The 13,362-nt window shown below is 67.7% G+C and carries 12 protein-coding genes; 7 read left to right on the top strand and 5 right to left on the bottom strand.

The genetic code is table 11. The features are described from left to right. From secD to A5753_RS21565, 5 genes are all read left to right on the top strand, one after another. Nucleotides 1-1,279: protein translocase subunit SecD (gene secD / locus A5753_RS21585; protein ID WP_067133135.1), on the top strand; the 1,279-nt coding region annotated here is incomplete at its 5' end. Between the two features lie 3 nt (nt 1,280-1,282). Further along, nucleotides 1,283-2,560: a protein translocase subunit SecF gene (gene secF, locus A5753_RS21580; RefSeq protein WP_067133132.1), complete on the top strand. Its 1,278-nt coding sequence runs from the start codon at nt 1,283-1,285 to the stop codon at nt 2,558-2,560. 4 nt (nt 2,561-2,564) lie between these two features. After that, on the top strand, nt 2,565-4,259 hold the full coding sequence (locus A5753_RS21575; RefSeq protein ID WP_067133129.1) for an ABC transporter substrate-binding protein: 1,695 nt from the start codon (nt 2,565-2,567) through the stop codon (nt 4,257-4,259). A gap of 7 nt (nt 4,260-4,266) precedes the next feature. Further along, a complete protein-coding gene (locus A5753_RS21570; protein ID WP_067133126.1) occupies nt 4,267-4,806 on the top strand; it encodes an adenine phosphoribosyltransferase in 540 nt (179 codons plus the stop codon). A 43-nt stretch (nt 4,807-4,849) separates the two neighbouring features. Next, complete coding sequence (locus tag A5753_RS21565; RefSeq protein ID WP_067133185.1) at nt 4,850-7,228, top strand: bifunctional (p)ppGpp synthetase/guanosine-3',5'-bis(diphosphate) 3'-pyrophosphohydrolase; 2,379 nt, start codon at nt 4,850-4,852, stop codon at nt 7,226-7,228. A 3-nt stretch (nt 7,229-7,231) separates the two neighbouring features. Here A5753_RS21565 and A5753_RS21560 read toward each other — a convergent pair whose 3' ends face one another. Both A5753_RS21560 and A5753_RS21555 read right to left on the bottom strand, forming a co-directional pair. Then, a complete protein-coding gene (locus A5753_RS21560; RefSeq protein WP_067133123.1) occupies nt 7,232-9,007 on the bottom strand; it encodes a protein kinase in 1,776 nt (591 codons plus the stop codon). A 76-nt stretch (nt 9,008-9,083) separates the two neighbouring features. Continuing rightward, the gene (locus tag A5753_RS21555) at nt 9,084-9,974 is read right to left on the bottom strand and encodes a peptidylprolyl isomerase (RefSeq protein WP_067133120.1); all 891 of its coding nucleotides are present in this window, start codon (nt 9,972-9,974) and stop codon (nt 9,084-9,086) included. 118 nt (nt 9,975-10,092) lie between these two features. On the opposite strand from A5753_RS21555, the gene A5753_RS21550 reads away from it, so the two are divergent. Together A5753_RS21550 and hisS are read left to right on the top strand one after the other, a co-directional pair. Continuing rightward, nucleotides 10,093-10,761 (top strand): MBL fold metallo-hydrolase, encoded by a 669-nt coding sequence (locus A5753_RS21550; RefSeq protein WP_067133117.1) that lies wholly within the window; start codon nt 10,093-10,095, stop codon nt 10,759-10,761. 3 nt (nt 10,762-10,764) lie between these two features. After that, a complete protein-coding gene (hisS, locus tag A5753_RS21545; RefSeq protein WP_067133114.1) occupies nt 10,765-12,036 on the top strand; it encodes a histidine--tRNA ligase in 1,272 nt (423 codons plus the stop codon). Nucleotides 12,037-12,049: 13 nt separating this feature from the next. On the opposite strand, the gene A5753_RS21540 is transcribed toward hisS, so the two are convergent. The 3 genes from A5753_RS21540 to A5753_RS21530 all read right to left on the bottom strand — a co-directional run bounded on the left by A5753_RS21540 (nt 12,050) and on the right by A5753_RS21530 (nt 13,284). Continuing rightward, entirely contained in the window at nt 12,050-12,349 is a 300-nt protein-coding gene (locus A5753_RS21540) for a hypothetical protein (protein ID WP_067133111.1), read from the bottom strand. A gap of 92 nt (nt 12,350-12,441) precedes the next feature. Continuing rightward, the gene (locus A5753_RS21535; protein ID WP_067133107.1) at nt 12,442-12,669 is read right to left on the bottom strand and encodes a deoxyribodipyrimidine photolyase; all 228 of its coding nucleotides are present in this window, start codon (nt 12,667-12,669) and stop codon (nt 12,442-12,444) included. 129 nt (nt 12,670-12,798) lie between these two features. Further along, on the bottom strand, nt 12,799-13,284 hold the full coding sequence (locus tag A5753_RS21530; RefSeq protein ID WP_067133104.1) for a polyketide cyclase: 486 nt from the start codon (nt 13,282-13,284) through the stop codon (nt 12,799-12,801). Nucleotides 13,285-13,362: the final 78 nt, after the last annotated feature.

The raw sequence follows: 13,362 nt of genomic DNA, 5'->3' as shown, positions 1-13,362 counted from the left end.
GGACCCCCCGCCGCCCAGCCCAGCACCCCCGGCGCCCGGCTCGAACGCGCCGGCTCCCGCGTCCGGCGCGCCCGCACCAGCGCCCGCTCCCGCACCCGGCGCGCCGGCAGAAGGGGCTACGCCCGCCGAAGCGCCCGCGCCGCCTGATCCGCGCAAGGAGCTCGCCGACCGCATCGCCGACGAGAAGAAGTGGCGCCAGAGCACGCGTCAGGGCATTCAGTTCCTCGCGCTGCAGTTCCAGGCGACGCGCTGCGACAAAGAAGACATCCTGGCCGGCAACGACGATCCCGCCCAGCCGTTGGTCACCTGCTCGACCGACCACAAGGTCGCCTACCTGCTGGGCCCGTCGATCATCAGCGGTGACCAGATCCAGGACGCCAGCGCGAGCCAGAACCAACGCGGGATCGGCTACGTCGTCGACCTCCAGTTCAAGTCCGCCGCGGCCAGCACTTGGGCCGACTTCACCGCCGCCCACATCGGCACCCAGACCGCGTTCACCCTGGACTCGCAGGTGGTCAGCGCGCCGATGATCCAGGAAGCCATTCCCGGCGGCCGGACCCAGATCAGCGGTGGCGATCCGCCGTTCACCGCCGCGACCGCCAAGCAGCTGGCCAACGTCCTCAAATATGGCTCGCTGCCGCTGTCCTTCGAGGCTTCGGAGGCCCAAACCGTCTCGGCGACACTGGGATTGACCTCGCTGCGAGCGGGCCTCGTCGCGGGAACGATCGGCTTGATCCTGGTGTTGCTGTATTCGTTGCTCTACTACCGGGTGCTGGGATTGCTCACCGCCCTGTCGCTAGCCGCTTCCGGGGCAATGATTTTCGCGATCCTGGTGATCCTGGGCCGGCAGATCAACTACACCCTGGATCTGGCGGGCATCGCGGGTCTGATCATCGGTATAGGCACCACCGCCGACTCGTTCGTCGTCTTCTTCGAGCGCATCAAAGACGAGATCCGCGAGGGCCGTTCGTTCCGATCGGCTGTGCCACGAGGGTGGGTGCGTGCCCGCAAGACGATCGTGTCGGGTAACGCCGTCACCTTCCTGGCCGCCGCGGTGCTCTACGCCCTGGCCATCGGCCAGGTGCGGGGATTCGCCTTCACGTTGGGCCTCACCACGGTCCTCGACATCGTGGTGGTGTTCCTGGTGACCTGGCCGCTGGTGTACCTGGCGTCCAAGTCCCCGACGCTGGCAAAGCCGGCCTACAACGGCCTGGGTGCCGTTCAGCGGGTCGCCCGCGAACGGCGGGTTTCGGCGCAGGTGAAGACGGGACGGGGTTAGCGCATGACTTCCTCCAAAGCCTCCAAAGACGCAACCGAGATCACCGAAGCCTCCGAGGGCGCGACCGAGTTGACCGGCAGCAGCGCCGCGGGCCTGCCGCAGCACGGCTTCCTGTCGCGGCTCTACACCGGCACCGGCGCGTTCGAGGTGGTCGGACGGCGCAGGTTGTGGTTCGGCATCAGCGGTGCCATCGTCGCAATCGCCGTCCTGAGCATCCTGTTGCGGGGCTTCACCTTCGGCATCGACTTCAACGGCGGCACGACGGTGTCGATGCCCGCCGCAGGGGCCGCCGGCACCGTGCAGACCTCGCAGGTCTCCGAGGTGTTCCACAAGGCCATCGGCAACGACCCTGAATCGGTGGTCGTCGTCGGCAACGGCGCGGGCGCGACCGTGCAGATCCGTTCGGCAACGCTGACCAACGACCAGACGACCAAACTGCGCAACGCCCTGTTCGACGCCTTCCACCCCAAAGGCGCCGACGGCAAGCCCAGCAAGCAGGCCATCAGCGACGCCGCCGTCTCCGAAACCTGGGGCGACCAGATCACCGATAAGGCGCTGATCGCGCTCGCGGTCTTCCTGGTGCTGGTCGGCGTCTACATCATGGTCCGCTACGAGCGGTACATGGCCATCTCCGCGCTGACCACGATGGTCTTCGACCTGAGCGTCACCGCCGGGGTGTACTCGCTGGTCGGTTTCGAGGTCACGCCGGCCACCGTCATCGGCCTGCTGACCATTCTGGGTTTCTCCCTGTACGACACCGTCATCGTGTTCGACAAGGTCGAGGAGAACACCCACGGCTTCCAGCACACCGCCCGGCGCACCTTCGCCGAGCAGGCCAACCTGGCGATCAACCAGACGTTCATGCGCTCCATCAACACCAGCCTGATCAGCGTCCTGCCGGTGCTGGCGCTGATGGTCGTGGCGGTGTGGCTGCTGGGCGTCGGCACGCTGAAGGATCTGGCGCTGGTGCAGCTGGTCGGCATCCTGGTCGGCACCTACTCGTCGATCTTCTTCGCCACGCCGCTGCTGGTCACCCTGCGCGAGCGCACCGAGCTGGTGCGCACCCACACCCGACGCGTCATGCGGCGCCGCAGCCCCGGCTCGGGCGCGGCGGCCGAAACCGCCGACGGCGACACCGAGACCGCCGAAGAAGCGGAAGAAACGGCGGCCGCCGCCGAGCCGCCCAAGCCCGCACCGAGCAAGCCGGCGCCGGGTGCCCGTCCGGTGCGGCCGACCGGGACCCGGCGTCCGACCGGCAAGCGGAACGTAGGCCGGCGGTAGGCCCATGGCCACCAGGCACCCCGAAACTGGGGCCGATCGTGGCGGGCTCGTCGGCCGTCGGGGGGTAGCGGGGTGGATCGGCGCCGGATTGGCGGTGGTGCTGGCGGCGGGCTTCACGCTGACCGCCTGCGCGGGTAGCGCCGCGTCCCAGGTCGACTATGTGGTCGACGGCCCGCTGTCCACCTACAACACCAACACCGTCGCCGGCGCCGCGTCGGCCGGAGCGCAGGCGTTCGCCCGCGCGCTCACCGGTTTCAGCTATCACGGGCCCGACGGGCAAATCGTCGCCGACCGCGACTTCGGCACCGTTTCGGTGGTCGGCGGCACGCCGCTGGTGCTGGACTACCAAATCGCCGACAATGCCGTCTACTCCGACGGCAAGCCGGTGACCTGCGACGACATCGTGCTCGCCTGGGCGGCTCAGTCCGGCAGGTTCCCCGACTTCCAAGCCGCCACCCAGGCCGGCTACCTCGACATCGCCAACGTCGAATGCATGCCCGGGCAGAAGAAGGCGCGGGTGTCCTTCATCCCGGACCGCGGCGTCGTCGACTACAACCAGCTGTTCACCGCGACCTCGCTGATGCCGTCGCACGTCATCGCCGACCAGCTCAACGTCGACGTGACCGCGGCCCTGCTCAGCAACAACGGGCCCCTGGTGGCCCAGATCGCGAGGCTGTGGAACACCATCTGGGACCTCAAGCCCGGCGTCGACCTCAAGCGCTTCCCGTCGTCGGGGCCGTACAAGATCGAATCCGTCCTGGACCGCGGCGCCGTGGTCCTCGTCGCCAACGACCGGTGGTGGGGGCCCAAGGCCATCACCAAGCGGGTGACCGTGTGGTCGCAGGGACCCGACATTCAGGACCGGGTCAACAACCGCAGCGTCGACGTGGTCGACGTCGCCTCGGGCTCCTCGGGGGCGCTGACCACGCCGGACAACTACGAGCGCTCCGATGGGCCGTCGAACGGCATCGAGCAGCTGATCTTCGCGCCGCGGGGTCCGCTGGCGGCGCCCAATGCCCGGCGCGCGGTCGCGCTGTGCACGCCGCGCGATTCGCTGGCCAAGGACGCGGGGACACCGATCGCCAACTCGCGCCTGGACCCGGCCACCGATGATGCGGTGTCGGCCGGCGACGGGGCGGCCGAGGCCGGCCCGTTCAGCAAGTCCGATCCGGTCGCCGCGCGCAAGGCGCTGGGCGGTGCGCCGCTGACGGTCCGGATCGGGTACCAGGGACCCAACGCGCGGCTGGCGGTCAACGTCGGCGTCATCACCAAGGCGTGCGGCGCGGCCGGCGTCACCGTCTCCGCCGTCATCCTGGACGGCTCGGGCCCCCAGGCGCTGCGGGACGGCAGGATCGACGCGTTGCTGGCCAGCACCGGGGGGGCCACCGGCAGCGGGTCGTCGGGGTCGTCGGCGTTCGATGCCTACGCCCTGCACACGGGCAACGGCAACAACCTGTCCGGGTACACCAATCCCCAGGTCGACAACGCGATCAGCGCGTTGGCCGTGTCGGCCGACGGCTCCGAACGAGCCCGGCTGCTGGCCGAAACCGCCCCGGTACTGTGGGGCGACATGCCCACCTTGCCGCTCTACCGGCAGCAGCGCACGCTGCTGAGCTCCAAGAAGATGTACGCGGTGAGCAAGAACCCGACGCGGTGGGGCGCGGGCTGGAACATGGACCGATGGGCCCTCATCCAGTGAGGCTCCGATGACTCAGTCCGGCCCGGCGCCGGTGGCCGAGTTGATCGAGTCGCTGACGCGCAAGGTGGCCGACTTTCCCAAGCCGGGGGTCCAGTTCAAGGACCTCACCCCGGTGTTCGCGGACGCGACGGCGATGACGGCGATCACCGGCGCATTGGCCGAGATCGCGTCCGGCGCGGATCTGGTGGCCGGCATCGAAGCCCGCGGGTTCCTGCTGGCCGCAGCCGTCGCCGAGCGGCTGCAGACCGGCGTCCTGGCCATTCGCAAGGCCGGAAAACTGCCCCCGCCCGTCCACGCCGAGCGCTACGACCTGGAATACGGCAGTGCGACGCTGGAAATCCCCGCGGACGGCCTTGACCTGCGCGGGCGCAACATCGCGATCATCGATGACGTGCTGGCCAGCGGTGGGACCCTGGCCGCGGCAGCCAGGCTGGTCGAGCGCGCAGGGGCCAACGTGACGGCGGCCGCGGTGGTGTTCGAACTGAGCGGGTTGCGCGGACGGGAAGTAGTCGCGCCGTTGGCGGTGCACAGCCTGACTTGCGAGTAGCGCTTAGGCATTGGAGATATCCTCGATTTCGGAGGTGACCAACGTGGCGGAGGAAAACAGCGCGGCGCAAGCGCTCGACGCGCCCACTGAAACCTCGGAGTCGCCGGCCGTCACCCAGCCGATGGAGGCTCCGGAGCCTCCAGCCGAATCCCTGAAAACGTCCAGCAGCGCGTCGCGGCGGGTCCGGGCCAGGCTGGCCCGCCGGATGACCGCGCAGCGCAGCACGCTCAACCCGGTGCTCGAACCGCTGGTGGCCGTGCACCGGGAGATCTACCCGAAGGCGAACGTGACGCTGCTGCAGCGCGCCTTCGAGGTCGCCGACGAGCGCCACGCCAGCCAGTTGCGCCACTCCGGCGATCCCTACATCACCCATCCGCTGGCCGTGGCCACCATCCTGGCCGAATTGGGCATGGACACCACCACTTTGGTGGCAGCGCTGTTGCACGACACCGTCGAGGACACCGGGTACACCCTGGACGCCTTGAGCGAGGAGTTCGGTGAAGAGGTGGGTCATCTCGTCGATGGCGTCACCAAACTGGACCGGGTGGTGCTGGGCAGCGCCGCCGAGGGCGAGACCATCCGCAAGATGATCACCGCGATGGCGCGCGATCCGCGCGTGCTGGTGATCAAGGTCGCCGACCGGTTGCACAACATGCGCACCATGCGGTTCCTGCCGCCGGAAAAGCAGGCGCGCAAAGCCCGCGAGACGCTGGAAGTCATTGCGCCCCTTGCGCATCGGCTGGGTATGGCCAGCGTCAAGTGGGAACTGGAAGACCTGTCGTTCGCGATTCTGCATCCCAAGAAGTACGAGGAGATCGTCCGGCTGGTTGCCGGGCGCGCGCCGTCGCGGGACACGTACCTGGCCAAGGTCCGCGCCGAGATCGTCAATACCCTTGGCGCGTCCAAGATCAAGGCGACGGTGGAGGGCCGGCCCAAGCACTACTGGTCGATCTACCAGAAGATGATCGTCAAGGGCCGCGACTTCGACGACATCCACGACCTGGTCGGCATCCGCATCCTGTGCGACGAGATCCGGGACTGCTATGCGGCTGTCGGCGTGGTGCATTCGCTGTGGCAGCCGATGGCGGGGCGGTTCAAGGATTACATCGCCCAGCCGCGGTACGGCGTCTATCAGTCGCTGCACACCACCGTCGTGGGTCCGGAAGGTAAGCCGCTGGAGGTGCAGATCCGCACTCGCGACATGCACCGCACCGCCGAATACGGCATCGCCGCGCACTGGCGCTACAAGGAAGCCAAGGGACGCAACGGCGTCCCGCATCCGCACGCCGCGGCCGAGATCGACGACATGGCCTGGATGCGCCAGCTGCTCGACTGGCAGCGGGAGGCCGCGGACCCGGGCGAGTTCCTCGAATCCTTGCGCTATGACCTTGCGGTACAAGAGCTCTTCGTGTTCACCCCCAAGGGCGATGTCATCACCCTGCCGAACGGTTCCACGCCGGTGGACTTCGCCTACGCGGTGCACACCGAGGTCGGCCATCGCTGCATCGGCGCCCGCGTCAACGGGCGGCTGGTGGCGCTGGAACGCAAGCTGGAAAACGGGGAAGTGGTCGAGGTTTTCACCTCCAAGGCGGCCAATGCGGGGCCGTCGCGAGACTGGCAGCAGTTCGTGGTCTCGCCACGCGCCAAGGCCAAGATCCGGCAGTGGTTCGCCAAGGAGCGCCGCGAGGAGGCGCTCGAATCCGGCAAGGATGCCATGGCCCGCGAGGTGCGCCGCGGCGGACTTCCGTTGCAGCGGTTGGTCAATGGCGAAACTCTGGCCGCAGTGGCCCGGGAGCTGCACTACACCGACGTCTCGGCGCTCTACACCGCGATCGGTGAGGGCCACGTGTCGGCCCGGCACGTCGTGCAGCGACTGCTGGCCGAACTCGGCGGTATCGACCAGGCCGAAGAGGATCTCGCCGAACGGTCCACGCCGACCACCATGTTGCGCCGCCCGCGCAGCAGCGACGACGTCGGCGTCTCGGTTCCCGGCGCGCCGGGCGTGCTGACCAAGCTGGCGAAGTGCTGCACCCCGGTGCCCGGCGACCAGATCATGGGATTCGTCACCCGGGGCGGCGGAGTGAGTGTGCACCGCACCGACTGCACCAACGCGGCCTCGCTGCAGCAGCAGGCCGAGCGCATCATCGAGGTGCATTGGGCGCCGTCGCCGTCGTCGGTGTTTCTGGTGGCCATCCAGGTCGAGGCGCTCGACCGGCACCGGTTGTTGTCGGACGTCACCCGTGTGCTGGCCGACGAGAAGGTCAACATCCTGTCCGCGTCGGTCACCACCTCCGGTGACCGGGTTGCCATCAGCCGCTTCACCTTTGAGATGGGCGACCCCAAGCATCTGGGCCATCTGCTCAACGTCGTGCGCAACGTCGAAGGCGTCTACGACGTCTACCGCGTCACGTCCGCGGCCTGAGCCCTAGCTCAGTCGCACCGAGGTGATCTTCACCGGATTGGTGGGCGCACCGCTCTGACGATTGCCGGCGATCCCGGCCCGCGCGATCTTGTCCAGGGTCTCGAGCCCGGCCGGGTCGATCGTCCCCAGCACCGTGCTCTGCGGTTCCATCTCGGAATCCTTGAAGATCAAGGCGAATTGGCTGCCGTTGGTGTTGGGCCCCTCGGTGGCCATGACGATGGTGCCGCGCGGGTACACCACCGTCGCGCGCAGCGCGGGATCGTCGGGCTTGTATTGGTCGGCGGGGTACTCGTCGGCGAATTCGTAACCGGGACCGCCCGATCCGTCCACCTCCGGGCCGCCACACAACAGCGATCCGCCGTCTTGGGAGCTGATCAATCGGGCGCATTGGGTGCCATCGAAGAACCGCTGCTTGACCAGGCTGACGAAACTGTTCACCGCGCACGGGGATTCGGAATTCGCCAGCTGGATGGCGATGTCGCCGACGTTGGTGGAGATGATGGCACCGATCCGCGGGGGAGTGGTGGGCACCCTGCCCGGCGGCGGCGGGTTCACCGGTCGAGTGACCGGGTCCGGCACCGATCGGTACTGGCAGTTGGCGCCCAGATCGGGCGGCGGCGCGAACGCGGGCAGGGGCGGCACCGTCGCTGCCGCCGGGCCGGTCGTGCCGGGGCTGGATCCGGTCCGGCCAGGAGCCGGGACCCCGGTCTGGGTGGAGGCGCCCGCGCTGTCGGCGGAACCGTGACTCTGGGCCACCAGCGCGACGACCAGCGCCGCCACCGCGGTCAGCGCCAGCGCCGATGCACCGACGATGCCGATCAGCAAACGCCGCGAATGTGTTGGGCGGCCACGCCGTAGCCGCGCATCGGATTTGCTGACCGACGGCGGAGCCGCGAGTTCCGGCGGCGACGCACCGGTGGGTGGCGGTGTCCGCGAGGTGGACCCGATCGGCCCGGCTGCCGGACTGGCCAGTGCGGCGCGGGCGGCCTCGGCGAGCTCCATCACCGACTGGTAGCGGTGTTCGAGGTCCTTGGCCATGCCGCGCGCGACGACCGCGTCCAGTCCCGGCGGCAGTCCGGGTACCCTGGCCGACGGGCGGGGCGGCGGAATGGTCAAGTGCGCGTTGAGCTGTTCTTCGAGGCTTTCACCCGGGTAGGGACGCTTTCCGGTCAGGCACTCCTGCAGGACGCACGCCAGCGAGTAGACGTCGGCGCGGTGATCCGTTGTGCCCCTGAAACGTTCGGGCGCCATATAGGCCACGGTGCCCATCGTGTGTCCGGTTTGCGTCAGGGCCGTGTCGGCGGCGCTGCGGGCGATGCCGAAGTCGATCAGGTAGACGAAATCCCGTGCCGTGGTGACCAAGATGTTCTTCGGCTTGATGTCGCGGTGGATCAATCCCGCTGCATGCGCGCTATCCAGGGCCGCGGCAACCTGTTCGACTACCGCGACTGCGCGCTCGGGGCTGAGCCTCCCGCCGTTCTCGCTGATGTAGTCGACCAGATCGCGGCCCTCGATGAGCCGCATGTCGACGTAGAGCCGGCCGTCGATTTCGCCGTAGCTGTGGATGGGCACCACATGCGGATCGTTCAGACTTGCAGCAATGCGTGCCTCGCGCCGGAACCGCTGCTGAAACTCGTGGTCCTCGGCCAGGTTTGCGGGCAGCACCTTCAGCGCGACGACCCGATCGGTGGTGGAATCGAAAGCGCGGTAGACCTGTCCCATGCCACCGCGCCCCAAGACTTCCAGCAATTGATATTGTCCGAATGACTCTCCCGCCACGCAACGACAATAAGCCGTCGGTCGTGGCCGCCGCGTGATTCTGGCGAATCCCGGTCTGCGTTGCGCCGCTGTGGATTCAGTCGAGCAGCACCGAGGTGATGGTCACCTCGGTGGCAGGTGCCCCGTCCTCACCGCCACCTGCGACGCCGGCCTTGGCGATCTTGTCCAGGGTGGCCAGCCCATCGGGCTGGATGGTGCCGAACACGGTGTATTGCGGTGGCAGCTGGGAGTCCTTGTACACCATGAAGAATTGGCTGCCGTTGGTTCCGGGGCCGGCGTTGGCCATGGCCAGCGTGCCGCGCGGATAGAGCACCGGCTCCTGCGCCTTGGGGTCGTTCGGCGGATACTGATCGGTCGGGTACTCGTTGGCGAATTGATAGCCCGGCCCGCCGGTGCCCTCGCCCTTCGGGTCGCCGCACTGCAGGACGCCCAGGCCCGGCGAGGTGGTCAGCCGGTGGCACTTGGTGTTGTCGAAGTATTTCTGGCCGATAAGGCTCGCGAAACTATTGACCGTGCAAGGGGATTCGTTGTTCGCCAGCATCAGACCGATGTGGCCCTGGTTGGTCACCATGCTGGCGCTCACCTGGGCCGGGTCGGTCGGGACCTTGCCGGTTCGCGGCGGCTTGACCTGCTTGGCCGCCGGCTCGGACGACGCTGGGTACTCACAGTTGGCGCCCACGTCAGCCGACGGCTTGAACGGCGGCAGCGGCGCGGCGGACGGCGGCGATCCGGCGGGGGTCGTCGTCTCCGGGGAGCTGCTGCTGGTGGTCGTCGACGCCGTGGTGCTCTTGTGGTCATGTTTGGTGTTGACGATCGTGATCACCACCGCCGCGATCACGGCCACGGCCACGATCGAGCCGGCCGCGATCAGCACGATTCGGCGCGTCTTGGCTTGCTTCGCGCGCCGCTCCAGCTGCCGTTCGAGCTTGCGTTTGGCGTTGGCACGTCGCTGTTCGTTGGTCGGCACGGCCGCTATGCCTCCATGGTTGGTGAGTCGGAACCTCGCTGAACCGGTGAGCTGCCAGCTCAGGCTAATGTGGGCGCCGCGACTCGTGTCAAGTGGGGCCCGTGGGAAACTGGGGACCGTGTTGATCACCGGGTTTCCCGCCGGCATGTTGCAGTGCAACTGCTACGTGCTGGCCCAGCGGCCAGGAACGGACGCCGTCATCGTGGATCCGGGGCAGCGGGCGATGGGCCCCTTGCGAAACATCCTGGACAAAAACCGGCTGACGCCGGCCGCGGTGTTGCTGACCCACGGGCACATCGACCACATGTGGTCGGCGCAGAAGGTGTCCGACACCTACGGTTGCCCGACCTACATCCATCCCGAGGACCGGTTCATGCTCACGGACCCGATCTACGGCCTGGGCCCTCGCCTGGCGCAGATGGTCGCGGGCGCTTTCTGGCGGGAGCCCAAGCAGGTCGTCGAGCTGGACCGCGACGGCGACAAGCTGGACCTGGGCAGCGTGACCGTCAACGTCGATCACAGCCCCGGGCACACCCGGGGGTCGGTGCTGTTCCGGGTCCTCGAGGCGAGCAAGGAGGGAACGGACGTCGTGTTCACCGGCGACACCCTGTTCGAGCGCTCCATCGGCCGCACGGACCTGTTCGGCGGCAGCGGGCGCGACCTGCTGACCTCGATCGTCGACAAACTCCTGGTCCTCGACGACGCGACCGTGGTGCTCCCGGGGCACGGCAACGCCACCACGATCGGCGCCGAGCGGCGCCTCAACCCGTTCCTCGAAGGCCTGTAGCCCGTGACGGAATTTTCTTCCTTTTCGGCGCCCAAAGGCGTGCCGGACTACGTCCCGCCGGACTCGGCGCAGTTCGTCGCGGTGCGCGACGGCCTGCTCGGGGCCGCCCGCCGGGCCGGCTACGGCGATATCGAGCTGCCGATCTTCGAAGACACCGCCCTGTTCGCCCGCGGCGTCGGGGAATCCACCGACGTGGTGTCCAAGGAGATGTACACCTTCGCCGACCGTGGCGATCGTTCGGTGACGCTGCGGCCCGAGGGCACCGCCGGTGTGGTGCGCGCGGTGATCGAACACGGCCTGGATCGCGGGGCGTTACCGGTCAAACTCTGTTACGCGGGGCCGTTTTTCCGCTACGAGCGTCCGCAGGCCGGCCGCTATCGCCAGCTGCAGCAGGTCGGTGTGGAGGCGATCGGCGTCGACGACCCCGCGTTGGACGCGGAGGTGATCGCGGTCGCCGACGCCGGCTTTCGCTCGCTCGGGCTGGATGGCTTCCGCCTGGAAATCACCTCGCTGGGTGATGACAGCTGCCGTCCGCAATATCGGGAACTATTGCAGGACTTCCTTTTTGCGCTCGACCTGGACGACGAAACGCGACGGCGCGCGCAGCTCAATCCGCTGCGGGTGCTCGACGACAAGCGACCCGAGGTGCGCGCCATGACGGCCGAGGCTCCCGTCCTGCTCGATCACCTGTCCGATGCGGCCAAGCAGCACTTCGATACCGTGCTGGCCCACCTGGATGCGATGGCGGTGCCCTACGTCCTCAACCCGCGTATGGTGCGCGGGCTGGACTACTACACCAAGACCACGTTCGAATTCGTGCACGACGGCCTGGGCGCGCAGTCCGGCATCGGCGGCGGCGGCCGCTACGACGGTCTGATGCGCCAGCTCGGCGGACAAGACTTGTCCGGCATCGGTTTTGGGCTCGGTGTGGACCGGACGCTGCTGGCGCTGCGCGCCGAGGGCAAGAGCGTGGGGGAGACGGCGCGCTGCGAGGTGTTCGGTGTGCCGTTGAGCGGGCAGGCAAAGTTGCGGCTGGCGGTGCTGGCCGCGCAGCTGCGCGCCGGCGGTGTGCGCGTCGACATGGCGTACGGCGACCGCGGTCTCAAAGGTGCGATGCGCGCGGCCGACCGATCCGGTGCCCGGCTCGCGCTGGTCCTGGGCGACCGCGACATCGCGTCCGGCACCGTCGGTGTGAAGGATCTGACAACGGGGGAGCAGGTCCCCGTTGCGCTGGATTCGGTTGTCGCCGAAGTGCTTTCGCGGCTGGCTCGCTAGCCTGCCCCTCGCGCTAATGCGGCAGATTGGCCAGATAGCACCGCACTCGGGTTTCGGCGTCGTTCGGGCTGACTCCCATGTCCACCAATCTCCGGACTACCTCGGCGGAGGGAATGCCAGACCCGATGTCGGTATCGATCACATGGAGGCTGGGAAACCAATTTTCCGCCCTTACCCCCGGCGGCGGTGGCTTCGCGTCGCCGCCCAGGCATTGAACGTAACCATCGACGCCAGTGTCGGCGTGAGCTGACGACGTCCCGATCAGCATGGCGATGGGCACGGCGGCCGCCGCCGCGACACACATGAAACGCATGCGGGCATTATCCCGCGTCCGCATTGTTTGACAAGCTCGAAATTCTCGGCGACGCCCGGGGGGCGCCTGAGTCACCGTCCCGGAAGCGCCTTCTAGCTTTTCTTGCTGGGAATGATGATGACGACGATCAATGTGAGGATCGAGAAAAACAGCCCGAGAATTCCCCATCCCAGCGGGTTGCGGCCCTTCATCATTGCGATCACGCCGCAGACTATTGCCGCGATAATGCTGCCGATAGCGACGAAAATCCCCTTGATGCCGCGGAGGATAAAGCCTGCCGCGACGGGGTCCGAACTCGCCAAAATCACCGAGTGCAACATGACAGGTCCTTTCGTGAGGGGCTCCGAGATAATACCCGAACGAATGCGGCGTGAAACTGCATTCCGAATAGACGCGCTCGCCCGAAACCCGGTGAAATACACCGCCTATGGCGGTCGCTGTTTTCGAAATTATCCGGCCGGATAACCACGGCGCACGGTACGGTCCAGAATTCCCAGAGTGGCCCGCAGGGCGCCCTCGGACAGGATCGGGAAGATTCCGGCTTCCCGCCATTGCGGGTCGATGTTCGACCAGTCGTAGAACGACGTGACCACGGTGGCCGACTGGTCTTCGGACGGCGCGAGCGCATAGCCGTAGACGTGGCCGAGCGGCGGCTTGATCTGGCCCAGAACCGTCCACGCGATCAGGCGATCCTGCTCGAACTCCTTGATGTCGACGGTGACATCGTATTTGCCCAATTCCGGGAAATCGTTTAATGACTCGCGGTCCATGTGAACGACGAACTGGTCACCCACGCCGCGTACCGGATCGCCGTCGGCCGCCTGCAGCATCCCGGACGAATCGATTGCGACGTGGCCCTGCGGGTCACACAGCACGGCGAAGATGGCCGGCGCCGGGGCGGCGATGGTGCGGGAAGTCTCGATGCGGTCGGTCATGTGTCCTCGCAGCCGGGTAGGGGCGATACGACCCGCAGCTTAGCCTCGATTCCGGCCTGCGTTCGCCGCGTTCGGTTG

The sequence above is a fragment of the Mycobacterium sp. 852002-51971_SCH5477799-a genome (genome assembly GCF_001667145.1).
Lineage (GTDB): Bacteria > Actinomycetota > Actinomycetes > Mycobacteriales > Mycobacteriaceae > Mycobacterium.
This window is presented reverse-complemented; position numbering and strand designations above follow the sequence as displayed.

Coding starts and splice junctions, on each gene's coding strand:
- secF (WP_067133132.1), top strand. CDS start 1,283: ATGACTTCCTCCAAAGCCTCCAAAGACGCAACCGAGATCACCGAAGCC.
- A5753_RS21575 (WP_067133129.1), top strand. CDS start 2,565: ATGGCCACCAGGCACCCCGAAACTGGGGCCGATCGTGGCGGGCTCGTC.
- A5753_RS21570 (WP_067133126.1), top strand. CDS start 4,267: ATGACTCAGTCCGGCCCGGCGCCGGTGGCCGAGTTGATCGAGTCGCTG.
- A5753_RS21540 (WP_067133111.1), bottom strand. CDS start 12,349: ATGCGTTTCATGTGTGTCGCGGCGGCGGCCGCCGTGCCCATCGCCATG.
- A5753_RS21535 (WP_067133107.1), bottom strand. CDS start 12,669: ATGTTGCACTCGGTGATTTTGGCGAGTTCGGACCCCGTCGCGGCAGGC.
- A5753_RS21530 (WP_067133104.1), bottom strand. CDS start 13,284: ATGACCGACCGCATCGAGACTTCCCGCACCATCGCCGCCCCGGCGCCG.